Here is a 23255-nt window from a genome sequence, read left to right as displayed (position 1 = left end):
AATGTTCAATATAGGTCTTTCAGAAATTTTAGTTGTAGCTTTAGTGAGCATAATTGTTCTTGATAAAAATAAGGTACCTGTATTTATTGATTTTATTAAGACTATATATAGGTATTTTACAATTGTAAGGTTAAAAGCCAGAAGGTTATTGAAGGATGCCGGAATTGAAGACTTATATAAAGAGTGTAATACTGAGAAAGTAAATTACATAGTTGGTAAAAATGGTAAGCTTTATCCTACTTACGATATAGATAATACATCTAAAGATAATGACAGCGAAGATTCTGGTAGTAGATGATGTACTATCTAATGTCAAGCTTTTAGAAGCTCGACTAAAAGCAGAGTACTATACGGTTATCGTAGCTCATGATGGTGAAGAAGCTATAGATTTAGTAGCAAAGCAGCAGCCTGATATTATATTACTTGATATCATGATGCCAAAGATGAATGGCTTTGAAGTTTGTAAGGAGCTAAAGAGTGATCCCTTGACAACCCATATTCCAATAATTATGGTAACTGCGCTGCATGATACTCATGATAGAGTGCAAGGTATTAATGCTGGCGCGGATGATTTTCTGACTAAACCAATAAACAAAACTGCTTTATCTGCACGAATTAAGTCTCTCACACGCTTAAAGATGATTATCGATGAATTGCGTTTGAGAGGAGAAACTAACGCTGAGATTGGTGGAGTTGCAGGAAACAGTATTATGGATTATTCCAATCAGATTTTTGATGCTAACATACTTGTTATAGATGAGGATGTTCATCAAGCAGAGCAGATATATAATATATTAAAGCAACGCTTTAGGTCAATTAAAATACTGAGTGATCCAATAGAAGCATTGAAGGTTGGTATTGAGAATGGTTACGACCTGATCATTTCTGATATGCAATTTTCAAAAACTGACGGCTTGCGTTTGTGTTCTGAGTTTCGTAGTAAGGTGGAAACACGTTATACACCAATTCTGATTCTTTCTGAGGATTATGATAAAAACAATTTAGTAAAAGCACTTGATGTAGGTGCTAATGATTATTTAACAGTACCTTTGGATGAGGGTGAGTTAATAGCAAGGGTTAATTCGCAAGTGAAACGCAAAAGATATCAGGATGCCTTGAGAATGAATTTATTTAATAATGCGGAAATGTCTATAAAGGACCCATTAACTAACTGTTATAATAGAAGATATTTTGATGCACACTTAAGAAACATTGTTAAGGACTCTGTGGAAAAGGATAGAAGGTTGTCTCTTATGATACTTGATATAGACTATTTTAAGATGGTGAATGACAGTTTTGGGCATAGTGCTGGAGATGAACTTTTAAAGCAAATACAGAGAAGAATTTCTGAAAATATTAGAGTGACAGATTTGTTAGCTAGATTTGGTGGTGAGGAATTTGTTGTTGTAATGCCAGATACCGATACATCAGATGCGTATACTATTGCGGAAAGAATACGCAAAATTATTGCTAAAAAACCTTTTATACTTGCGGATAAAAATACAACCCACGATGTAACTGTGAGCATTGGAATTGCAGAAATGCAAGAATCTGACCTTGACAATATTAAAGAATTTATAGTACGTGCCGACAAATATTTATATAAAGCAAAAAACAGTGGTAGAAATAGAGTGGTTACTGGCTATAGCTAAAGTGGCTTAAGTTTGCCGACAACCGTCATTCCGCTACTAGTTAGCGGAATCTATGCTGAGATACCGCGAATGAATCGTGGTATGACGGTTCGCGGCAGCATGACGATAAGGTTTATACCTTGTCATTCCAGTGCTTGACACTGGAATCCAGTTTTCCATATAATCTCATCGAAAACGTTGTAACCACTTTCCATGCTAGTTTGCTTGTTCACAAGCAAATTTTTCTGGATCCCAGTGGGCTTTGTTGCATCGCTAGCTATGATGGATTAAAGATAAAAAAAGGTGGAGAATATCAGTAGCTTATTATTCTGGTATTTATAACAAGAACGGTCAGTGAATACCTAAATTTGAGTAAAAGAAATTTCACTACCATTTACCAATCCGGCTAAAATTCAAGAATTTCAATGCTTTAGCTATTTTCAATAGAATTAAATTTATTAATATAAATAACAAATTACTATTCTTAAATTTGATCAGATTGATTGCAAAAAAAAACAAGATTTTCAATAAGTTGCTTATAATCCTAACTATAGTTAGCCTTTCATAAGTAGCGATGCAACAAAGCCATTCCAGTGTCTGGGCACTGGGATGACATCATAGGGGCGCTGGGATGACACCCTGACAACCGTCGTCCCGCTGCTTGTTAGCTGGATCTATGCTAAGAGATACCGTGAATAAATCACGGTATGACGGTTCGCGGTGGCATGACGATAAGTTCGTCATCCCGCTACTTGTTAGCTGGATCTATGCTAAGAGATACCGCGAATGAATCGCGGTATGACGTAGGACTGCTAAGATTAAAGCGACAACATGAGGTTTCTCAGCTCTGGAAATTTCACGTTTAACTGCAAAAATAGATACTTATTTAAAAAATATCCTGTGACTTTCAGTCCTAACTGAAATTCTTGGAATGAGTAGCTGTTTTGTAGGGTATTATTGTATACATCATGCAACATTTGTGGAAAAGGTAGGAGTTTATCTGCATAATAATCTCCTACTTTTTTTGACACTGCTCTACCAGTTTTTGGAGAAATAAATTGTAAATTTTCCTTAACACCTGTTACAGCGCATTTGGATAAGTCTAACTTGAATCCCAATTGCGTAAGAAGCAGAAGCTCTAAGTTAAGATAATGGCTTTGCCAAGACTGATTGTTGTGTTTAATTACATCGATGAAATATCGAAAATTGTCATACAGCACGGCACAGGGTTCACTTTCTGGAAGCACTTTTTCTAAAATAGAGGAGAAAGAAACAATAGTAATGCTTTTTAACCTATCTTGAAAGAAATGATGGAATGGAGATTCGATTAATTCGCACTTAAAAAAACCTAGATTTTCAGGTAACTTAGCACTCCATTCTGCATGTAATAGATTACTTATCTGAAACTTATAATTGCTATTGTTTGTTAGCTTAGTTAATCCCCTGCGCTTTCCATGATTTTTTGTAAACAGAGAAAGAATTAAGTTTTTATCGCCGTATTTTTTAGCAGCTATAATGATGCCTTCATCTTTCCATCTCATTTAGAGTGTATTGACCGTATGATATATAGGATAGTGCACCTAGAGCGTGTAATCCATAAAAATCACTTACTCCGTTACTGTTTGCTTCCAAAGTTTCAAGGCTATGAGAGAGTAAGTTATTGGCTGCCACTCTTCTTCCTGAGCCTGATGCATTTCATACTGAGCTTTTGGTTTGCTAAATAATTGTTTGAATGATTTTAGTAACATTACTTTTCCTCGTCTGAAATTTTGGATAATTCAGCTTCTAATTCTTCTATCGTCGGTAAAGCTGTTTTTATGTTCTCTGGTAGATTTTCAGTTATTCGATATTCTGCTAGCCCTATTGGCTTGTTCATGTCTCGGAGTGTATATTTAGCAAGTACATCGTCTTTAGATTTACATAAGATTAACCCTATAGAAGGTTGATCTGTCGAGTGCTTCAGTAAATCATCAACTGCAGAAAGATAAAAATTCATTTTACCAGCATATTCCGGCTTAAAATCCTTATCTTTTAGTTCAATCACTACGAAGCAACGTAACTTTAAATGATAGAATAATAAATCAATATAAAAGTCTTTATTACCAACATCTAAATGAAATTGTCTACCAACAAATGCAAATCCTTCACCGAGTTCTAACAGAAATTTTTCCATATGCCCTACGAGTCCTTTTTCTACTTCTCTTTCATGAGCATCCTTACCTATACTTAAAAAATCAAAAATATACGGATCTTTTAATGTGTAATGTGCTAGATCGGATTGTGGAGATGGTAATTTTTCTTTAAAATTAGTTATTGCTTTTCCTTGACGTTTATGTAGTCCAAGTTCTATCTGCATCACCATAATGTTACGTATGTTCAATAGCTTTTTTTACATAAAATAATCTTATTTCATGACTTTCTATTTTTTCCAAAAGAGTGATATTGTGATACCAAGTTAATTGTGCAAGAGGCTCCTGCACAAATTCAACATCAGGATATTCTTCGGCAAACTTACGCATATACTTCAGATTTCTCGTGCTAAAGCCTTTCATTTCTGGAAATGTACTTCTCAAATCCTTACTTAATTGATCAATTACCTTAGCTCCCCAGCCGTGTTCTCTTTGCCGTTTTAAGATTTCTGTTCCAATATAATGGTAGAGCAAGATAAGCTTACTATTTACTGCAAGCGCTGCCTTATAACGGCTTGTTGCAATACGATCTTTCAACTGCTCTAAAAATTCTGTATATTCTTTTCCTATAATTTTTGTCATACGGTTCCTTTTAATCCATTATACAATTCTTTGTCTGTCGAGAAGGCAATCTTTCGCTTGCCTGCAACTTTGAAGGGATTCCTTATTTACTTCAAACTTGTCCATCAACTAAAATATATTGACTTTACATGCAATATTAGCTTTAAACCAGTAAAACAAGCTGCTTAACATATGCGTTTTTTCTATTCTAATTACATTCTTTTTTTATCTTCATGTGGTTTTCTGCTTTTTTCGTTACCTTCAACAAAAGCCCAAACGAATGATACGTCAGTTGTTTCTATACCACAAAGGAAAAAAGAAACAGTTGGGCACACTGTTGTAGCACAACCGAGGCAAATTATCGAAATGCAAGAAGAAGTCATTATTAACGAGGGTAAAGAATTTATTCCTGTTCCAAAAAGAAAAAAAAGTGTAGAGAAGAAACTAAGAAGGGATGTTAAAGAGGCAAAGAATGAAATAGGAAACGAAAAAAGCGTTGAGAGCAAAAAGGATGAATTAGTTGTAACAGAAATTATTAACTCTATAAGAGACAAACTTACAAAATGCTGGAGCATTCCTGAAAGCATAGCTTACAAAGAAAATTTTAGTATAAAAATCAACTTATTATTATCCAGTCAAGGTGAGATAATTATGGCCGATATAGCAGACAGTAGTTCCTATCGAGATAATCCACTTTTCAGGTCGATAGCAGATAACGCAATGCGTGCAGTATATAAATGTAGCCCATTAACCGGCTTGCCTATTCAGCACCACCACATTTGGCGTGAAGTAACACTAGACTTTATTCTATAGCTAAAGTAATTGCAGCTGCATGAATGTTGTGAACGTCACATTTCACACGAAAATGTAATTCAATGATGGAATTGCGTACAAAATAGATTCCAGATACAAGTGTCATGCTACTTGGGTAACATCCTTCCTAGTGGACTAAAATCACAATATTCGTACAGTTATGGAATGAACCGCGGTATGACGTAGGAAGATCTGAGCAAACTTTCAATCAGAAACAGCCAAAGATCTCTCTAAGATGTCAGTTTCTTTTGTATCTTCAACTTTACCGTCCTGGTCGAATGAAATTTGCAGAGACTTACTACTATACTTCCTTTTTCCTAAAAAATTGGCTTGTTTAATTTTATATGAGACATAGTACCAAACATTGTCATCGAACTTTGATACTAATGTTGGTGATCCTAAAGTGTGAACCACTTTTTCTTTATCGTCACCTACTTTTATCTTGCTCCACAATTCAACACTAATGCCAGGAGCTCCGTGATTGTGAATAGTGTGAGTGCAGCTCACTGTAAATAATAAAATAAAAGATATTAATACTCGCATTTCTGTTGATAAATTACTTGAAGCTATAATACACTAATAAATTATCTGCCGTCAAATTTCAAAAAAGTTAAATTGACTGATTCTCAATATCACTTAATATAATATTTACTTTAGAAAATAATAGGTGTCTTATGTCATTGTTAGAAGCAGATCCAATATACAAACCTTTTAATTACCCTTGGGCGTATGATGCGTGGCTGCAGCAACAAAGAATCCATTGGATACCTGAAGAAGTTCCGCTCGCTGATGACGTGAAGGATTGGAAAACTAAACTTTCAAGTGTAGAAAAAAATCTACTAACCCAGATCTTTAGATTTTTTACTCAGGCAGACATTGAAGTAAATAACTGCTACATGAGGCATTATTCAAATATATTTAAGCCAACAGAAATATGCATGATGCTTGCAAGCTTTTCCAATATGGAAACCATACACATTGCAGCTTATTCTTATCTTTTAGACACAATTGGCATGCCAGAAAGTGAGTATCAAGCATTTTTAAAGTATGATGCTATGAGAAAGAAATATGAATATATGTTGGAATTCGAGGAAAGCAAAAAACACGATAAAAAACATGTAGCTAAAACTCTAGCAGTGTTTGGTGCATTCACTGAAGGGTTGCAGTTATTTGCATCATTTGCAATTTTGCTCAATTTCCAACGTTTTGGAAAAATGAAAGGAATGGGGCAGATAATCGCCTGGTCAGCCCGTGATGAAACTTTGCACACCAATTCAATTATCATGTTATTTAATACATTTATTAAAGAGAATAATGAAATTTGGGACAACGAGTTTAAAGAGGAATTATATTCTGCATGTCGCACCATCGTTGAACTTGAGGACGAATTCATAAAGCTTGCCTTTGATTTAGGAGATGTTGAAGGACTATCCGCAGAAGAAGTGCGCAATTACATACGCTACGTAGCAAACAGACGGTTAATGCAATTAGGTCTTGAGTCCATATATGATGTCAATGATAATCCTATTCCGTGGCTTGATGAAATACTAAATGGCGTGGAACATACGAATTTCTTTGAAAATAGAGTAACAGAGTATAGCCGTGCAGCAACTCAAGGCACATGGGAGGAGGCTTTTACTGAAAACGACACGAATAATAAGTGAGTGCTAATTTCACTCTTCTTTGTCATTCCAGTGTCAGCTACTTTCATTACACCATTTGCTGTGCAGTTTAGGCAGTTTTGCTTTACTTAACAACTAACTTACCATATATATGTCCATAGAACATTGGTATATAAGAACGTGCTACAACTACTAATCTTACTCACGGTCATCACTTCAGCTGCATTCTTTGGTCGTTTAGTTCCAATGGAAATAAAAACCTTCTTGTACTCAGTGAGCCTTAGTATAAAAGAGGTTTTGCTATTTATAATGCCTTTTGTTATTTTTGCGTTAATCTTTAGCAGTGTTAACAATCTTAAGCAGTCAGCTATAAAGTTTATATTATTACTTATTATAATGATCTTCTTATCGAATCTGGCTTCAAGTTTAATAGCTTATTCTGTTGGGCATTTTATCATACAAAACACTTATTCAATACAAGATATAACGTATGAAGAAACAATTGTTCCTTTATGGTCGTTTAGGCTGCCGCTACTCCTTTCTAATTTTTATGCCCTTGCTTGTGGATTTGTATCCAGCATAGTAGTGTCCACATTGCTACCCAAGAAAAGCAAAGAGCTTTCGAACAAAATGTTAGATTTAACTCTCTTTATTTTGAAAACGTTTTTGACGCCGATTATTCCAATATTTGTACTTGGGCTTGCTTTAAAAATGCAGCATGATCAAGTTTTATCTATAATATTTAAGGATTACTCAATAATTTTCATTATTATAGCATCTGCAACCTACCTTTATGTTTTCCTCTTATATGGAGCAGCAAATTCATTCAAGGTTACAAGCTGGATAGCTAGTATAGGCAATATGATACCGGCATTTATTACTGCAATGAGCACAATGTCTAGTAATGCAACTATGCCGCTTACTCTTGAAGGAAGCAAAAAAAATGTAAAGCAACCTGACATAGCATCGTCTGTTGTACCAATAACTGCTAGCTTTCATTTAGTAGGTGATTGCTTTTTTATTATAATATTATCAATGATAATTGCCTCCGGTTATTCATTATTCACAATAGATTATGTAACTTTTCTTCTCTATTTTTTGTTATTTAAGTTTGCTATCGTGGCAGTGCCGGCAGGAGGAATTATGGTAATGCTACCTATTCTTGAGAAACATCTCAAATTCTCTCCAGAAATGCTTTCGTTAATTACAGCATTGTATATAGTGTTTGATCCAATAATCACTTCAGCAAATGTTATGGGTAATGGTGCCTTTACTATGATGTTTGCAAAACTCTATGATAAGCTTAAGTAATGTCTATTTTAGCGATTGATACTGTAGGTATTGGTAGTTCAATAGCAATAGTTGATTATGATGGTAATTGTTTTGTAGAGCGCAATTCCGCCAGCAATAGTCATGCAGAATCATTTTTTAAAACTTTAAATACTTTATTTAATAAGCACAATTATAACTACGATAAAATAGACCATTTAGCGGTAGTAGTTGGACCAGGAAGTTTCACTGGAATTAGAGTTGGTATATCAGCAGCACAAGGTATAAATCTTGCTACAAATAAGCCGTTATATGGAGTTAGTGCGCTGGAAGTTCAAGCCTATGCAATATCTTTGCTTTGTAAAAATAGCAAAAAAAATATCAGAGCTATAATCAAAAATGCTCAAGGGTTTTATACGCAGTTATTTGATTTCAATTTATTGCCGCTGTCTGGTCCAACTGCAGCATGTGACCCTGGTCACGCTACAAGCAGTACACATATGGATTGCAATTTAAATGCTAGCCATGCAGGACTATTAGTTCATTATAGACTGAAGAACAAGCAAAAATTAAACGAAGTTGAAGCTTTATATTTAAATGAGCCTCAGTATATGAAATTGCTATAGATTATTCTTTTGCATACACGCAATTTGGCTAAGCTTGTGCATCTGGTTTACTATCTCTTGAGCTACTTCTTTTATACTCATATTTGAATTTTCTATCTCTATGGCACTCGGTGGTATAAATGAATCGTTAGTCCTCAATTTCTCTATAACGTTATTTACATTAATCACCCTCCTATTTTTTCTTTGCCTTTTTAATGCAATACGCTTTTGTAATGTCAGTAGATCGCACCTGAGTACTACAGGAAGGATTTCTGTGCCCATTTTTTTACTAAGCCTTACTATTGAATCATACATCCTCATGTTCTGGTCATTATTTTCCATCAACTCATCAATAAATATGTAATTTTTTGAGTGAATCGGATAATTTTCTATTACCTGAAGCATAATTTGCATAATGCCATATATTCTATCTTGAACTTCTTTAGGTATTGGATCACGTTCAAAGACACCATCGTATATAGAGCAAGCTTGAACATTGTTATAGAACTTGCTATTTACAATTAATGCGTCTATCATATTAGATAATTCTATTGCTGTGGAAAGTTTACCACTTCCCGAAAGACCAGAGAGATGTATGAAAAATCCTGCTGGCTGTTTTTTTGTGTTAATATTTACCATATTATTTTCAATCTTGAAACTTACATTTATAATAACATAAAAATGAAGCTTTAAAACATATGAAATATTATATAGAAAATCATTTTTGTAGTTAAGGTATTGTGTAATTTAAAAACATAAATTCTGTATATAAACTCTATAATAACGATAACTATTTTTAAGCAAGCTACAACACAAAAGTGTTTGGTATTCAGAAAGCAAGACAGAGTGGCATAGACTTATTAGTTTACTACAAGTCTCTTTTCGCGTATAAACCTTCAGAAGATTCTAACAGAGGATTGTGTTGTTAACAAAGAGCAGAGTAAAAAGGGATCTAGTCTATGCCTATCAGATTTTGTCCTACCTTAAGTTCGATGATCATACATATACTCACCTTTCAGTGCGTTCTGAAGATCAAAAGTCGTTTTATATTTATCCGTTTGGTATGCGTTTTGATGAAGTAGATGAACATTCGTTAATGAAAGTATCATTTGATGGAGATGTAGTTGAAGGCAAAGAATATCAATATAATAGAACTGGCTATATAATTCATGGTTTTGTTTATCAAGCAAGGAAAGATATTCAAGCAATTTTTCACTTGCATACACCTTCTATTGTAGCGGTTTCTTCTCTCAAAGATGGGCTGCTTCCTATAAGTCAATGGGCACTGCACTTTTACAATAAAATCTCTTACCATAATTATAATTCCCTAGCACTTAGCGATACAGAAGGAAAGAGGTTAATAGCTGATCTGAAAGAAAATTTTGTCATGTTAATGCGTAATCATGGATCTATAACGTGTGGTCGGAGTATACAAGAAGCAATGTTTTACACGTATCATTTAGAACAAGCGTGCAAAACTCAATGTTTAACGTTCGCAATGAATAAGGAGTTATCAATTCCAAGTGAAGAAATTTGCTCAAAAGCTGTAAAGGATCTCCTATCTTTTGAAAGCAATCTTGGTGAGAGGGATTGGCACGCATGGGTTAGACTAATTAAAAGTAAGTTGTAAGTGACCTTACCCAGAAAAAGTAGAGAGAAAGTTAAGACGTTTTTGGAGTAAAATAAAACGTTTTTTCAAAATATGACAAATAGAAGAGAATATACAGCAGAATTCAAATTAGAAGCTGTTAAGCTGGTTAAAGAAACAGGTCAAGCAAGTACAAAAATAGCAAAAGATCTAGGTATAGATGGCAGTATGTTAAGTAAGAAAATATGATGGAAAAATGTCTGGAGCATACGCATTTCCAGGCAAAGGCTCCTTATGACAAAGAAAGATTTGATCTAAAAAAAGAGCTAATAAGAGAAAGAGACATCTTAAAAAAAGCCCTGGGCAAAGAAAAAGAGTAAAGTATTCTTTTATATAGAAATTGCTATAAAACACAGGAACTATGTAGGGTTTTGTACTGGTGGTATTGGTTGCTAAGGAAAAAAGCAGTAAAGAATTAGCAAAAGAAGGGCTTCTAGCAGATATTCAAAAATACATCAAGCATTCTAAATGCAGATATGGAGCCCCTAAAATTCACGCTGAATTAAAAGCTTTAGGCAAAAATTAAAACAGTACAAAGTGTTATGCAAGAAAATGGCATTAAAACCAAGCTTAGACGAAGGTTCAAAAATAAAAAACAGCAAATAAGCAACCGAGTTGTGGCTCCGAACACATTGGATCAAAATTTTACTACTGATCAGCCAAATAAAGTTTGGGATTACCTACATAAAAACTAAAGAAGGTTGTTGGCGGCAATAATTGACCTATATTCACGCATGGTGGTTAATGAGTAACATGATAATTAGTTATAGATTCTTTATTGATGGCCGTTGATAAACGCAAACCCGATAAAAATCTGCTGTTACATAGCGATCAAGGGTCACAGTATACCTCTCAAAATTACCAATTTCTATTGAATACAAAAAACATCATTTCCAGCATGAGCCATAAGGGCTGTTGTTACGATAACTCTGTTGCAGAAAAGTTCACTTAAAAGGGAGCTGCTTATTGATACTTCTCGCTCAACAAACCAGAACTGCCATATTTGAATACATAGAAATCTTTTATAACAAATAACGTAGACATTCTACTATTAACTATTGCATTCCTGCACAATTTATTCTCATGATAAAAACGTCTTAACTTTCTCTCTACTTTTTCTGGGTAAGGTCACCTCTTTAGGTGCTCCTTTTTTCTTTCTTATACACACAAAAATCATATAGAATTGTAAATACAGCTTTTTTATTCTGATGCTTTTCAATTCTATAGCTCTGGTTGTCTCTCTATTACTATTTTTCTACATTATCGTAAAAAAACTGAGCGAAAAGAAAGCAAACCTTGAGGGTAATTTATGTAAATTAGAGCAAGAACTTCAAGAAACAAAGCAAACTTTGCTTACGAAGAATGAAGAAATAGTTGATTTAAGGGTCAAAAGAGCAGAACTTGAAGTAACTCTGCAAAAAGAACGTGAGGAAAAGAAAAAGGAAATAGAATTACTAACAAAAGCAGAGGAGAGATTAACAAACACTTTTAAAGCGCTCTCTCTTGATGCTTTGCAAACAAATAACAATAATTTTCTGAACTTAGCAAAGGAAGTAATCGATAGTAAATTAAAAGAAACGGAAAGCGATTTCAAAAAAAGACAAGCAACGATCAACGAAGTTGTAACTCCAATAAAAGAAAAATTAGAAAAATTCGATAATGAAATACGTGAGCTAGAAAAGGAGAGGGTAGGGGCCTATGAAGGTTTAAAGGAGCAAATTGGAGCGCTGATGAACCAAACTTCCAACCTTGCTAATGCCCTGAGGAAACCTCACATTAGGGGCAAATGGGGTGAAATGCAACTCAAAAGAGTGGTAGAAATGGCAGGAATGATTGAGTATTGCGATTTTTTTACTCAGCCGTCAGTGATTGATAAAAACGAGGATAATTTATTGCGTCCTGATTTAATAATCAAAATGCCATCTGGAAAGCAAATAATAATAGATGCTAAAGTGCCGCTTGATTCTTACATGGATGCTATATCACAAAATGATTTGCAAATACAAAAGGAGAAATTAAAGAACCATTCCCTGGCAATAAAAAAACACATAAATGACTTGGGTAAAAAAGAGTATTGGAATCAATTTGAAAATACGCCAGAACTTGTGGTGCTTTTCTTAACAGGGGAGGGGGTTTTTAGCGCAGCACTGGAATATGAGCCTGCTTTGATAGAGATTGGAGTGGAAAAAAAAGTGATCATTGCAACACCGATCACTCTAATTGCGTTGCTGAGAGCAATAGCGTATGGATGGAAGCAAGAGATGATAGCTGAAAACGCAAAGAAAATCAGTGAACTAGGTCATATTTTATATGAGCGCATTTGCACAATGGGTGAAAACTTTGATAATTTGCGCAGGAGCTTAAAAAGTGCTGTTGATCATTATAATAAAACTGCTGGCTCTCTTGAAGCAAGGGTGTTTCCTGCTGCTCGAGAATTCAATAAGCTTGGTATACATGCAAAAAATAAAAGTTTAAGTGCTGCAAAGGAATTAGAGTCTTTACCACGCAGTTTACATACTGAGGGGCTGAAAGTAGATTAGGCATCTTAACAGGGAATGTTCAAAAAACCATACGCGTCAAGTTAAGGAATGTAGAGAGCTTAAAGTAGATACCCTGGTCTTCCTATATCTGTCTTTCAAAGAAAACTTTGACCAGATTATAGTAAGCTTTTTTAGAAAAATTTTTAAATTATTGACAATATTGTTTAATATCAAAAAGAGCTCTCTAACCCGCCTTTTCAATTCAATAAATGCCTTTGTTAAACTGAGCTCCGTGTTCTTTTTTAGTTTTACACAGCCAATCATTCCGTGAAATACGAGAATAGCACATAATTTTGCGTATAGCTCGCACAATACTCTAAATGGATTTGTCTTTCCTTTTAGTTTATCAAGATTGATATGACTTTTATATAGTTTAAATAGTAATTCGATTTGCCATCTTACTCTATAAACCGTCAATATTTGTTCAGCATTAATTTTACTCTCTGGAACATTAGTTATAAATATTGACCAATCTAATAACTTTTGATTCTTTTGAGAAGATGTATATCCATGTGACTTTGCTAATTTATTAGCCTTTCTTCTTCTAGCCATAGACTGTTCTTCAGTTAGCTTTTGACATATAATTCTTACCTTAATTTTTACTTCCTTTCCTAATAATACTTCTTTTTCTGAAGATAATTGACCTTCCAAATACTCCAATAGCTCTATTTTTTGATTTGTTTCTATATCATATATATTGGTATCAGACTTATAACGACTAACAAAATATGCACCTGCTTCATCAATCTGTTTAAAAGAACTAGGCACAAAGTAGCCCAAGTCAAATATTAGCAAATCATTGGCTGATAAACCGTTCAGATAATCCCTATAACCTTGATCCGACCTTATTCCTTCCATAAAATTTAACTTATCTAGCGCTTGATTCAGGTAATCAAAGACTAACTGTAGCTTTATTCCTGATTTGGTATTATTCTCACAATCTCTATAGCTACTGCCATATCCTTTGTACATATCTTCCATGCTACTGGGCAGGCTAATGTAGCTGCTATCCAATAATTTAACGCTTCCAAATTGCTGTAAAATTTTGCAATCAATCTGTAGACTTTTTTTTAAATAAACACAAAGCTTCGTTATACATTTTTTTCATGAACTCAACTGCTTCTTCACTAAACCTAAAATCTAAACCCTGTTTTGTAATTTCTATCGAGTCTTCATTTAGCAATTGGCACATTGTTTCTATGCTGCAATCATCAACTCCTATGTTACCAAAAACCATAGCTTTTATGAATGATGAGCCATTAAGTTTTCTCTTTCTTTTTATAAAACCTACTGCAATTGATATTTCGTCTGCTTTTTCATTAAAGAATTCATTGAGGTCTTTTGATAAGCAAGCTATTCTGTCCATTGTAAGTTCTCTCATTCATATATCCAAGAGAATTTATACCTTATTATTTTCCTTCACTCTATCAACTTTACTTACACTTTTCCTTAACTTGACGCGTATGGTTTATTTAACACTCCCGAATTTTTTGCAACTTCAATTTTACCTTTTTATATCCAATTTGGATGCATTCTCTACCTATGAGCTGTATGCCTGTAGCATTAAATTTTCCGTTGTCCAATCTTCTGCTCTTTTCCCACTTAGCAAATCTCATCTTTTCCTGTAAATAGTACTTTCTATAGGCTTTTATGGAACTACCACATTTATAGCGATCAGACAGTGCTTGTATAAAAGTTGAAAAATTAGCAAATCCTTATTACTATCACACCAATCTACTATTTCTTCGGATTTATGCGTTCTTTTGTATCGCCAAGTGTACTCTTTACATAATTCTCTTCCGAACCAATAAAAGTTCCCTTCTGATTGCCTAGCCCACAAAGAACAAGGATGATTGTTGTGAGTCAGTTTATATGGGACTTCTATATTCTGATTTATGATACTGACAAAAGGATTTGGATGCTGTTGAAAAAACATTACTCAATAATTGAGCAGTTTCTAATGGCATTTTTACTATATACATAACATTTGCGCCGCAATTGCTGGGTTTTCATCTAGTACAAAGATGTTCATCTAGACATCCAAAGATAAAATTAGCTTAAGTTTTTGATTTCGTCAGCTGTAAGACCAGTAGTTTGGGCTATAATATCAATAGAAACTCCTGCTTTAAGTAGGTTTTTTGCGACCTCAATTTTCTCTGCTTTTCTGCCTTTTTCATGTCCGATTTGGATGCCTTCGTCTCTAGCATCATCAAGTTTTTGAGCGAGGATGCCTTCTTCTTTCCGCAGATCCATTATCCTTTCTTCGTACGCTATCAGATCTTTCTCATTCCAGCGAAACTTGTCTAACTCATCGTATGCTAGCTTTATTATTGGCGATTTTTCTGCAATATCTTTTAGGTCTTCATCTGTAGTATCTTCTGCGTACTTGAAAAAAAAGCACCAGCGCTCTATTGTACTTTCTAGCTGCTCTACTTTGTTTTTTGCGAATTTAGGCAACTCAATAAATATAAAATAGAAATCTTTTAGATCATGCTCATTAGTGTCTTCATCTCGAATAGTATGCTTTGATTTGTACTCAGATTTATTAGGAAACAGTACACAATCTGCTATAGCAATGAAGATAATTTCCTTAAGGTTATGATACTGGTCACCTTTATCAGCTTGCCTTGAGTAAGCTTTAGCAGCATATAGCTGAGCACGTTTCTCAAAGCCCCTATCACGAGCGAGTTGCATCTCGATTACATATCTGAACCCACTAGAATCCTTGCAAAGGACTTCAACGATGCTTTGTTTATCAGAGGCGACTTCAGGATCCATGTAGGTGCTAAGAAACTCAACTTCTTGTATAGTATCTATCCCGGTAAATCCTAAGATATCATTGAGGAAGTGAATAAGAATGTTCTTATTTTTTTCGGTACCAAAGACCTTTTTGAAGGTTAAGTCTAATTTTGGATTGAGAAACTTAGAAAGAGCCATAGCGAGAGTACCTAAAAAGCATTAATAATTATACACAATTCTGAAGAAATATTCAACTTCTTTATTTTTAGTTTATTTTTTAAGTTTTGAATGTGTTGATGAAAAAAATGTCTTCCATAAATGATCTGAGAATAGCATTTCATACTCTAGACTCCTTTTGTACTCTTTTATCAACCATTCTGTAAAGTATCTTAAAAGGCCAGCAAATGGATGTCATGAATTTAGCAACTGTAATGGCCATCAAAGATACCCTTCAATAGCGTTTATTTTTCTCTCATATTAAATTCCTCCTCGGTTAAAATTTTAATACCCAGCTTTTTAGCCTTTTCGAGCTTTGACCCAGGTTTTTCGCCGACAACCAAGAAGTCCGTTTTAGGCGATACACTTGAATGACCTTACCCAGAAAAAGTGGAGAGAAAGTGTGGAATGTTTTTTACAAAAAGAATGATGCATCAAATTGTTCTGGAATGCAATAGTTAATAGTGACGTTGTTTGTTATAAAAAATTTCTATGTATTCAAATATTGCAGTTCTAGTTTGTTGAGCAGAGTGTTGTGAAGTATCAATAAGTATTTCTCTTTTCAATGAGCTAAAGAAGCTTTCTGCAACAGAATTGTCGTAACAACAGCCTTTATTACTCATCTATATTCTTTACAGCTAAGAGATATTGATACCCTTGCGCAGTATATTGTGAACCTTGGTCACTGTGCAGCAGTAGATTTTTAACAGGTTTACGCTTGTTAACGTCCATTAATAAAGAGTCCATAACCAATTGTTTATTTATTGAACTGCTCATTAACTACCATGCGTGAATATAGATCGATTATTGTTGCCAAATATAGCCATCCTTCTTTGGTTTTTATATAAGTAATCCCATACTTTATTTGGTTGATCGACAATAAAGTTTTGGTCTAATATATTGGGAGCTACTGTCCGTTTGTTGTTTCTTAATTTTAAATTTTCTTCTCAATATAGCCTGAATACCATTTTTCTGCATAATACTTTGCACTGTTTTTAAGTTGCAACTTTTACCCAAAGCCTTTAATTCAGCATGAATTTTAGGAGCTCCATATCTACATTTAGAAGCTTGATATATTTTTTGAATATCTGCTAATAACTCTTTATTTGCTGATTCTCTACTGCTTATTTTCCTTGTAGTCCACTTATAGTAGCCACTAGCAGAAAATCCTACATAATTCCTGTACTTTATAGCAGTTACTATATAAAAAAATATTTTACTCTTTTTGACTGGCCAGGGCTTTTTTTAAAATGTCTCTTTCTCTTGTTACTTTTGCTTTGTAAATCAAACCTCTCTTTGTCGTAAGGAGCCATGTTACCTCTACCTGGAAATGCATCTGCTGCCGACTTTTTTTCGTTGTGTTTCTTTATCCATTTTCCTAATAAACCACCCTTTATTCCTAAATCTCTTGCTATTTTTGTAATTGTTTGACCTGCCTTTCTTTGTTCATTTGTCAGCTTAACAGCTTCCAATTTGAATTCTGCTGTATATTCTCTTCTATTTGTCATATTTTGAAAAAACGTTTTATTTTACTCCAAAAACGTCTTAACTTTCTCTCTACTTTTTCTGGGTAAGGTCAGTTTACTGGCCTCTCCATGAGTGAGATTGAAAAATTAAGTGGAAATCTGTGAACGGTTACCTTGGATGACAGAAAAGAGTGTTGGAAGGAGGCAATATTAAAAACTTAATTTCAGTCCAGCCAAGAACACATAACCAGAGTTGTTATTTTCTATTTTAGGCTCTTTTGTACTAAACTTTACAATATCGAAATAGTATGAAGTACCTAAAAAAAGAGAATTTTCAAGACTTAAAGCATATGATGTTAACTCGTTTGTACCTTCGCCTGCAATATCCCTACCACTACTAAAATATGTTAAGCTCGATTTGTAAGAATCAGAACGGTAAGCGATACCTGCATTCATATAATACGTATTATTTGTTTCAGGATTACGCTTCTCACCAGATTTACCACCATTACCATACGAAAAAATGCAATCAAGATCGAACAATTTTAGCTTCAAACCAAAATTCCAGTGTAGTAATTGATTGCGGCATTCATAATTTTTAGAAGTCCCATCTGAGCAATCAGTTAAATTTTCTCTTGCAAATTCACCAGTTAAGGCAGTAGTAAAACCTATATCATCTGACAAGCTGTTTTTATAGGAAAGGCCAGCAGCAATTAAATTGCTGTACTGTAAGTTATTTTTTCCTGGAACATAACTGAATCCGAGTTGAAAGTTATAGATTTCAGGGGAGATATAGTTAATTGATGATTGTTTTAACCCTAGTTCGAGTTCATTATAATCGCTATAAATATTGGGCTTGACCCAGAACACCTTGTCTTGATCATATCCAGGGTCACCATCTTTTTTATGATCACCGCGCAAATTTGCATAGTTTGTCCAATGACCATTTACTCCTCCAGCAGCTGCATAAATTTTTGAAGTGTTAATTAACATGCTCTGACCAACTAAACTTCTTTTACCATATTCAATTGATCCAAGTTCCTGGTTTTTTATGATAAAATACCATTCCTCCATGTCTAACTTTTCTATGTCTAACGCTTTTAGGTTTGCAATACCAGAAACCCCTGCCTTAACATTAACCCCCATTTGAGTATTTGGATAAACTTGCTGTAAATAAAGAAAGCGCAAGTATGAATAACTTGAAGTTTTATCCTTAGGCTTAGCATTGAAAGAATCTCTGTTGAAGGCGTAGCCGAATCTCAAATCTATTTTTCCGTCTAGTTCTGCATAAAATATTTCCTTATCCAAAATTGTTTTAGAGCTAGCACTATTCTGCAAAAACAATGATGAAAGCAGTGCTACCAGGTAGTACTTTAACTTCATAAATAACCTTAAATCTTTATAAAAATTTAAGTTTAAACTCAATATAAATAAAAAACAACTTTTCAGAAGGCACCGCTGGTAGATTTTGCTGCCTGTTTTTGAGCTATATTCCCATAAATTATTGATACACTTGGTAATTTTTGCATTAATAACTGCTTATTAATGGCAGAATGTATACGATTAATTATTTTAGATGTACTTTTTACATCGCAGTTAATCAAAACAAAAAGCACTTTATTCTCATCAATATACCCTAGAAAATCATCACTACGGCAATTTTTATAAAAATGTTCTATGACAACTTTCAGTGCATCATTTGTCTCGCTACAGCTACTATTTAAGCCAATTATTCCTATAGCTGCATTAATTTGATGTTGAAAGGCGAAATTCAATATAAGGTATAACTCTAAAATAGTGGACTCATTGCCCGGTATATCGAATAAGTCATGGTTTTTATATTTCTTACCCATTAGATATTCATCTCTAAAGATTCCTAATTTATGGGACAAACTGATATCACGTATTAACAGCTCATAATTTATTTTATTACTGGCAAATTGTGCAGTGCGGAAAACTTTTACTTTTGTCCTGATATCTTCTCCTTTAGCATCAGTTAAGGAAAAATCTATCACTTTAGGTAATATATCAAGTAAATCGTGCCCATTTTCGGTATACTCTAAATAATTCTTCATGTCGTCAGCTGCTCTTGCACTTAAAATATTGATTAACGGCTTATTAAGTAAATTCCCTTCCTCGTATTTTAACAAATTCCTTGCGGCTTGATTGAGCCCTAAAATTAACACGTTTTTTTTCTTATTATCCTGACAAACAGATACCACAGCATCATCTTTTCTTCTTGCAGTTATGAAATCATCCATACTTTCATTCTATACAGCGTATTTATAGGTATAATAAGATTATATTAAGATTTACTTACTTATTGATATGCTTAATTAGGTATAGACAAAATGTCATACGGGATGGCTTTGTTGTAGAAGAATCAAGATTACTGTTTATAGACTTCAAGTTACTGCAAAAAATATTTTAAAACATAGTGATATCTTGACTTTACCTAGTTAATATTCCAAATTATAAAAAAACAGATAGTTCTATGACGACAAGTCTATTACAAGGCAAAAAGGGATTAATAACCGGAATAATAAATAAGAGATCGATAGCATGCGGTATAGCAAAAGCTCTCTCAGAGCACGGGGCAGAACTTGCAATCACCTACCAGAACGAAATAATAAAAGAAAAATTATTACCAATAGCAGATGAATTAAATGTGGAGCTAATATTACACTGTGACGTTTCAAATGAAAAAATCGTAGATAACGCTTTTGAAATAATAGAGAAAAAATGGGGTACTCTTGACTTTTTGGTGCATGCAATAGCATTCTCCGATAAAAATGAGTTAGATGGTAAATATGTCAATACTTCACTGAATAACTTCCTCAATGCAATGCATATATCGTGCTATTCTTTCACTGCTTTAGCACAAAGAGCTGAAAAAATGATGTCAGGTGGTGGTAGTTTGCTTACTTTATCTTATTATGGCGCTGAAAAAGTTATGCCAAATTATAACGTTATGGGTTTATGTAAAGCAGCACTTGAAGCAAGTGTAAAATATATAGCATGTGATCTCGGGCCACAAAATATCAGAGTAAATGCAATTTCCGCTGGTCCAATCAGAACTTTAGCATCTTCTGGAATAAGCGATTTTCACTTCATATCAGAATGGAATAGAAATAATTCTCCGCTCAGACGCAATGTTACAATAGAGGATGTTGGCAAGGCAGCGCTATACTTATTAAGCGATTTAAGTAGTGGCACTACTGGAGAAATTTTGCACGTTGATTCAGGATATAACGTTGTGGGAATGAAGGTAGTTGACTAACAAAGCACTAGTTCCTTCGGGTTCATACACAACTCTATCAGGAGTTTTGTGACTGTGATTGCAGAAAACATCGAACATAAAATTCCTATTGATAAAGTGACAGAAAAGCCTCTAATTGCTCCACTGCCAATAATGAACATTATTCCTGCAGCAATTAATGTAGTGATATTTGAATCCAGTATTGTCTTTATAGCGTTTTTAAACCCTTCTTCAATAGCACGTTCCACTCTCTTGCCAGATTTTATTTCCTCACGAATTCGCTCAAATATTAAAACATTTGCATCCACCGCCATACCGACAGTGAGTGCAATACCGGCAATTCCAGGTAAAGTTAGAGTTGCTTCAAGCAGAGTGAGAATTGATAATATAAGAATTACATTAGAAAAAAGCGCAACAGAGGCCAATACACCTAATTTACCGTAAGTGATGATTATAAATAAAGCCACGGCTATAATAGAGATTGTTGCTGCCATTTCCCCTGCCTTTATTGATTCTTCTCCAAGACTTGGGCCAATGTTTTTTTCTTCAATTATTTTAAGTGGTGCTGGCAGTGCTCCAGATTTTAAAAGTATTGCAAGTTCGCTTGCTTGTTTTTCAGTAAAATTACCGCTAATTTCTCCCTCTCCATTTAAAATTGGCTCACGTATTGTAGGTACTGTTAAGACTGTGTTATCCAGAACAATTGCAAAAGGTTTTCCCACATTTTCTTTAGTGATTTTTGCGAATCTTTTACTCGCTATGCTGTCAAATTTAAAATGCACTGTTGGTTTACCTAAGTGACCAAATCTAACTGATGCGTTAACCAGCGAATCACCACCTATTTCAGTTTTGCGGAATATTGGATAAGAATTACCTAAAGAATCCTTGAGCATGACAGTGGTTTCATGGTCTATATCCTGCACCTTGGCTATGTTAGTGTTTGCCAAATGAAAAGCTAGCTTAGCAGTTTTGCCAAGCAGAGATTTTATCTGCTTGGTATCTTCTACTCCAGGCACCTGCACTAATATTTTATTCTGCCCTTGTTTTTGAACGCTGACTTCCTTTGTGCCAAGTTTGTCCAAACGGCGCTGGACATTGTTTATTGATTCTGCAGCTACTTCACTGATCAAAGAATTTTTATAATGGGGTTTATACGAAATGAGAATCGAAGAATCTTTTCTATTTAGCTCTAAATTTGGATTTATCGCATTAATCAACACAGATGCTTTTTTATAATCATCAATATTATTTAAAGTTATAACGCTATTTTGTACGTTAGATTCAATATTTTTTGTTAGCAATGTCTCTTTTATTTCGTTAGCTAGCATGCTTAGCTTTTCCTTAAAATAGAAGTCTAAGTCTATGTTTAAAAGCAAAGATGCCCCTCCTTTCAGGTCAAGGCCTAAGTTTATTCTTTTTTTCGAAATAAAAAGCTTATTATCAAAGAAATTTGGCAGTGTTATGTATAAAGCAAATAAACAGATGCATAATACTGAAAAAGATTTGACTATAAGTCTGTTATACATAAGTTGTATGTTTAAAATTGTAATAATTGATTGTAAGTTAAAAATAGATTTTTGTAAAATTCTCTATTTGACCTTACCCAGAAAAAGTAGAGAGAAAGTTAAGACGTTTTTATCATGAGAATAAATTGTGCAGGAATGCAATAGTTAATAGTAGAATGTCTACGTTATTTGTTATAAAAGATTTCTATGTATTCAAATATGGCAGTTCTGGTTTGTTGAGCGAGAAGTATCAATAAGCAGCTCCCTTTTAAGTGAACTTTTCTGCAACAGAGTTATCGTAACAACAGCCCTTATGGCTCATGCTGGAAATGATGTTTTTTGTATTCAATAGAAATTGGTAATTTTGAGAGGTATACTGTGACCCTTGATCGCTATGTAACAGCAGATTTTTATCGGGTTTGCGTTTATCAACGGCCATCAATAAAGAATCTATAACTAATTATCATGTTACTCATTAACCACCATGCGTGAATATAGGTCAATTATTGCCGCCAACAACCTTCTTTAGTTTTTATGTAGGTAATCCCAAACTTTATTTGGCTGATCAGTAGTAAAATTTTGATCCAATGTGTTCGGAGCCACAACTCGGTTGCTTATTTGCTGTTTTTTATTTTTGAACCTTCGTCTAAGCTTGGTTTTAATGCCATTTTCTTGCATAACACTTTGTACTGTTTTAATTTTTGCCTAAAGCTTTTAATTCAGCGTGAATTTTAGGGGCTCCATATCTGCATTTAGAATGCTTGATGTATTTTTGAATATCTGCTAGAAGCCCTTCTTTTGCTAATTCTTTACTGCTTTTTTCCTTAGCAACCAATACCACCAGTACAAAACCCTACATAGTTCCTGTGTTTTATAGCAATTTCTATATAAAAGAATACTTTACTCTTTTTCTTTGCCCAGGGCTTTTTTTAAGATGTCTCTTTCTCTTATTAGCTCTTTTTTTAGATCAAATCTTTCTTTGTCATAAGGAGCCTTTGCCTGGAAATGCGTATGCTCCAGACATTTTTCCATCATATTTTCTTACTTAACATACTGCCATCTATACCTAGATCTTTTGCTATTTTTGTACTTGCTTGACCTGTTTCTTTAACCAGCTTAACAGCTTCTAATTTGAATTCTGCTGTATATTCTCTTCTATTTGTCATATTTTGAAAAAACGTTTTATTTTACT

The 23255-nt window shown here is 34.0% G+C and carries 18 protein-coding genes and 7 pseudogenes; 10 read left to right on the top strand and 15 right to left on the bottom strand.

Translation table 11 applies throughout. The features are described from left to right. Position 1: 1 nt before the first annotated feature. A complete protein-coding gene (tatB, locus tag OPR39_RS02405; RefSeq protein ID WP_010082258.1) occupies positions 2-298 on the top strand; it encodes a Sec-independent protein translocase subunit TatB in 297 nt (98 codons plus the stop codon). Further along, on the top strand, positions 270-1652 hold the full coding sequence (locus tag OPR39_RS02400; protein WP_015588886.1) for a PleD family two-component system response regulator: 1383 nt from the start codon (positions 270-272) through the stop codon (positions 1650-1652). The genes tatB and OPR39_RS02400 overlap by 29 nt, the downstream gene beginning before the upstream one ends. A gap of 797 nt (positions 1653-2449) precedes the next feature. Here the strand turns inward: OPR39_RS02400 and recO are convergent. From recO to OPR39_RS02375, 4 genes and pseudogenes are all read right to left on the bottom strand, one after another. Then, on the bottom strand, positions 2450-3172 hold the full coding sequence (recO, locus tag OPR39_RS02395) for a DNA repair protein RecO (protein ID WP_141456877.1): 723 nt from the start codon (positions 3170-3172) through the stop codon (positions 2450-2452). Beyond that, entirely contained in the window at positions 3156-3302 is a 147-nt protein-coding gene (locus tag OPR39_RS02390; protein WP_007548499.1) for a hypothetical protein, read from the bottom strand. Before OPR39_RS02390 ends, recO begins: the two co-directional genes overlap by 17 nt. 76 nt (positions 3303-3378) lie before the next feature. Further along, positions 3379-4402, bottom strand: a pseudogene (locus tag OPR39_RS07215) (PDDEXK nuclease domain-containing protein). Between the two features lie 191 nt (positions 4403-4593). Next, positions 4594-4764, bottom strand: a complete 171-nt coding sequence (locus OPR39_RS02375) for a hypothetical protein (RefSeq protein WP_244662821.1) — start codon at positions 4762-4764, stop codon at positions 4594-4596. Between OPR39_RS02375 and OPR39_RS02370 the strand changes: the two genes are divergently transcribed. Then, positions 4682-5194: a hypothetical protein gene (locus tag OPR39_RS02370; protein WP_244662810.1), complete on the top strand. Its 513-nt coding sequence runs from the start codon at positions 4682-4684 to the stop codon at positions 5192-5194. The genes OPR39_RS02375 and OPR39_RS02370 overlap by 83 nt on opposite strands. Positions 5195-5398: 204 nt before the next feature. Here the strand turns inward: OPR39_RS02370 and OPR39_RS02365 are convergent, their stop codons facing one another. Continuing rightward, positions 5399-5737: an outer membrane protein assembly factor BamE gene (locus tag OPR39_RS02365; protein ID WP_006279908.1), complete on the bottom strand. Its 339-nt coding sequence runs from the start codon at positions 5735-5737 to the stop codon at positions 5399-5401. A gap of 131 nt (positions 5738-5868) precedes the next feature. On the opposite strand from OPR39_RS02365, the gene OPR39_RS02360 reads away from it, so the two are divergent. From OPR39_RS02360 to tsaB, 3 genes are all read left to right on the top strand, one after another. Beyond that, positions 5869-6858, top strand: coding sequence for a ribonucleotide-diphosphate reductase subunit beta (locus OPR39_RS02360; RefSeq protein ID WP_006280119.1), 990 nt, complete (start codon positions 5869-5871; stop codon positions 6856-6858). Between the two features lie 138 nt (positions 6859-6996). Continuing rightward, on the top strand, positions 6997-8127 hold the full coding sequence (locus OPR39_RS02355; protein WP_265038992.1) for a dicarboxylate/amino acid:cation symporter: 1131 nt from the start codon (positions 6997-6999) through the stop codon (positions 8125-8127). Further along, on the top strand, positions 8127-8711 hold the full coding sequence (gene tsaB / locus OPR39_RS02350; protein ID WP_015588890.1) for a tRNA (adenosine(37)-N6)-threonylcarbamoyltransferase complex dimerization subunit type 1 TsaB: 585 nt from the start codon (positions 8127-8129) through the stop codon (positions 8709-8711). The genes OPR39_RS02355 and tsaB overlap by 1 nt, the downstream gene beginning before the upstream one ends. On the opposite strand, the gene OPR39_RS02345 is transcribed toward tsaB, so the two are convergent. Further along, complete coding sequence (locus OPR39_RS02345) at positions 8706-9329, bottom strand: ATP-binding protein (RefSeq protein ID WP_174516962.1); 624 nt, start codon at positions 9327-9329, stop codon at positions 8706-8708. The two genes, tsaB and OPR39_RS02345, sit on opposite strands and share 6 nt — an antisense overlap. Before the next feature lie 280 nt (positions 9330-9609). Between OPR39_RS02345 and OPR39_RS02340 the strand changes: the two genes are divergently transcribed. From OPR39_RS02340 to OPR39_RS02320, 3 genes and pseudogenes are all read left to right on the top strand, one after another. Then, positions 9610-10320: a class II aldolase/adducin family protein gene (locus OPR39_RS02340; protein WP_265038990.1), complete on the top strand. Its 711-nt coding sequence runs from the start codon at positions 9610-9612 to the stop codon at positions 10318-10320. Between the two features lie 72 nt (positions 10321-10392). Then, positions 10393-11373: pseudogene (locus OPR39_RS07420) on the top strand (IS3 family transposase). 173 nt (positions 11374-11546) lie between these two features. Continuing rightward, entirely contained in the window at positions 11547-12878 is a 1332-nt protein-coding gene (locus OPR39_RS02320) for a DNA recombination protein RmuC (protein WP_007548651.1), read from the top strand. A 36-nt stretch (positions 12879-12914) separates the two neighbouring features. Here the strand turns inward: OPR39_RS02320 and OPR39_RS02315 are convergent. The 7 genes and pseudogenes from OPR39_RS02315 to OPR39_RS02280 all read right to left on the bottom strand — a co-directional run bounded on the left by OPR39_RS02315 (position 12915) and on the right by OPR39_RS02280 (position 19560). Further along, positions 12915-14244, bottom strand: a pseudogene (locus OPR39_RS02315) (IS4-like element ISWosp9 family transposase). Between the two features lie 106 nt (positions 14245-14350). Then, positions 14351-14910: pseudogene (locus OPR39_RS07100) on the bottom strand (pyrimidine dimer DNA glycosylase/endonuclease V). A 20-nt stretch (positions 14911-14930) separates the two neighbouring features. Next, positions 14931-15815, bottom strand: a complete 885-nt coding sequence (locus OPR39_RS02310) for an Rpn family recombination-promoting nuclease/putative transposase (RefSeq protein ID WP_015589065.1) — start codon at positions 15813-15815, stop codon at positions 14931-14933. A 263-nt stretch (positions 15816-16078) separates the two neighbouring features. Continuing rightward, positions 16079-16192, bottom strand: a pseudogene (locus tag OPR39_RS02305) (BRCT domain-containing protein); the annotation flags it as partial. A gap of 56 nt (positions 16193-16248) precedes the next feature. Further along, positions 16249-17341, bottom strand: a pseudogene (locus tag OPR39_RS07415) (IS3 family transposase). A gap of 168 nt (positions 17342-17509) precedes the next feature. Next, a complete protein-coding gene (locus tag OPR39_RS02285; RefSeq protein ID WP_141456814.1) occupies positions 17510-18682 on the bottom strand; it encodes a porin in 1173 nt (390 codons plus the stop codon). A gap of 62 nt (positions 18683-18744) precedes the next feature. Next, positions 18745-19560: a hypothetical protein gene (locus tag OPR39_RS02280; protein WP_015588853.1), complete on the bottom strand. Its 816-nt coding sequence runs from the start codon at positions 19558-19560 to the stop codon at positions 18745-18747. 233 nt (positions 19561-19793) lie between these two features. On the opposite strand from OPR39_RS02280, the gene OPR39_RS02275 reads away from it, so the two are divergent. Next, the gene (locus OPR39_RS02275; RefSeq protein WP_015588852.1) at positions 19794-20579 is read left to right on the top strand and encodes an enoyl-ACP reductase FabI; all 786 of its coding nucleotides are present in this window, start codon (positions 19794-19796) and stop codon (positions 20577-20579) included. Here the strand turns inward: OPR39_RS02275 and secD are convergent. Together secD and OPR39_RS07410 are read right to left on the bottom strand one after the other, a co-directional pair. Continuing rightward, positions 20576-22084 carry a protein translocase subunit SecD gene (secD, locus tag OPR39_RS02270; protein ID WP_015588851.1) on the bottom strand — a complete coding sequence of 503 codons (1509 nt, stop codon included), beginning with the start codon at positions 22082-22084 and terminating at the stop codon, positions 20576-20578. The two genes, OPR39_RS02275 and secD, sit on opposite strands and share 4 nt — an antisense overlap. A gap of 164 nt (positions 22085-22248) precedes the next feature. After that, a pseudogene (locus OPR39_RS07410) lies at positions 22249-23229 on the bottom strand (IS3 family transposase). Between the last annotated feature and the right edge of the window lie 26 nt (positions 23230-23255).

This window comes from Wolbachia endosymbiont (group A) of Yponomeuta plumbellus (assembly GCF_947251575.1).
GTDB classification, from domain to species: Bacteria; Pseudomonadota; Alphaproteobacteria; order Rickettsiales; family Anaplasmataceae; genus Wolbachia; species Wolbachia pipientis.
This window is presented reverse-complemented; position numbering and strand designations above follow the sequence as displayed.

What these genes read in the sequence shown, in the direction of transcription:
- OPR39_RS02360 (WP_006280119.1), top strand. Translation starts at nt 5,869, where the DNA reads ATGTCATTGTTAGAAGCAGATCCAATATACAAACCTTTTAATTACCCT.
- OPR39_RS02400 (WP_015588886.1), top strand. Translation starts at nt 270, where the DNA reads ATGACAGCGAAGATTCTGGTAGTAGATGATGTACTATCTAATGTCAAG.
- secD (WP_015588851.1), bottom strand. Translation starts at nt 22,084, where the DNA reads ATGTATAACAGACTTATAGTCAAATCTTTTTCAGTATTATGCATCTGT.
- OPR39_RS02320 (WP_007548651.1), top strand. Translation starts at nt 11,547, where the DNA reads ATGCTTTTCAATTCTATAGCTCTGGTTGTCTCTCTATTACTATTTTTC.
- OPR39_RS02365 (WP_006279908.1), bottom strand. Translation starts at nt 5,737, where the DNA reads ATGCGAGTATTAATATCTTTTATTTTATTATTTACAGTGAGCTGCACT.
- tsaB (WP_015588890.1), top strand. Translation starts at nt 8,127, where the DNA reads ATGTCTATTTTAGCGATTGATACTGTAGGTATTGGTAGTTCAATAGCA.
- recO (WP_141456877.1), bottom strand. Translation starts at nt 3,172, where the DNA reads ATGAGATGGAAAGATGAAGGCATCATTATAGCTGCTAAAAAATACGGC.
- OPR39_RS02275 (WP_015588852.1), top strand. Translation starts at nt 19,794, where the DNA reads ATGACGACAAGTCTATTACAAGGCAAAAAGGGATTAATAACCGGAATA.
- OPR39_RS02310 (WP_015589065.1), bottom strand. Translation starts at nt 15,815, where the DNA reads ATGGCTCTTTCTAAGTTTCTCAATCCAAAATTAGACTTAACCTTCAAA.
- OPR39_RS02285 (WP_141456814.1), bottom strand. Translation starts at nt 18,682, where the DNA reads ATGAAGTTAAAGTACTACCTGGTAGCACTGCTTTCATCATTGTTTTTG.
- OPR39_RS02375 (WP_244662821.1), bottom strand. Translation starts at nt 4,764, where the DNA reads ATGACTTCTTCTTGCATTTCGATAATTTGCCTCGGTTGTGCTACAACA.
- OPR39_RS02345 (WP_174516962.1), bottom strand. Translation starts at nt 9,329, where the DNA reads ATGGTAAATATTAACACAAAAAAACAGCCAGCAGGATTTTTCATACAT.
- OPR39_RS02280 (WP_015588853.1), bottom strand. Translation starts at nt 19,560, where the DNA reads ATGGATGATTTCATAACTGCAAGAAGAAAAGATGATGCTGTGGTATCT.
- tatB (WP_010082258.1), top strand. Translation starts at nt 2, where the DNA reads ATGTTCAATATAGGTCTTTCAGAAATTTTAGTTGTAGCTTTAGTGAGC.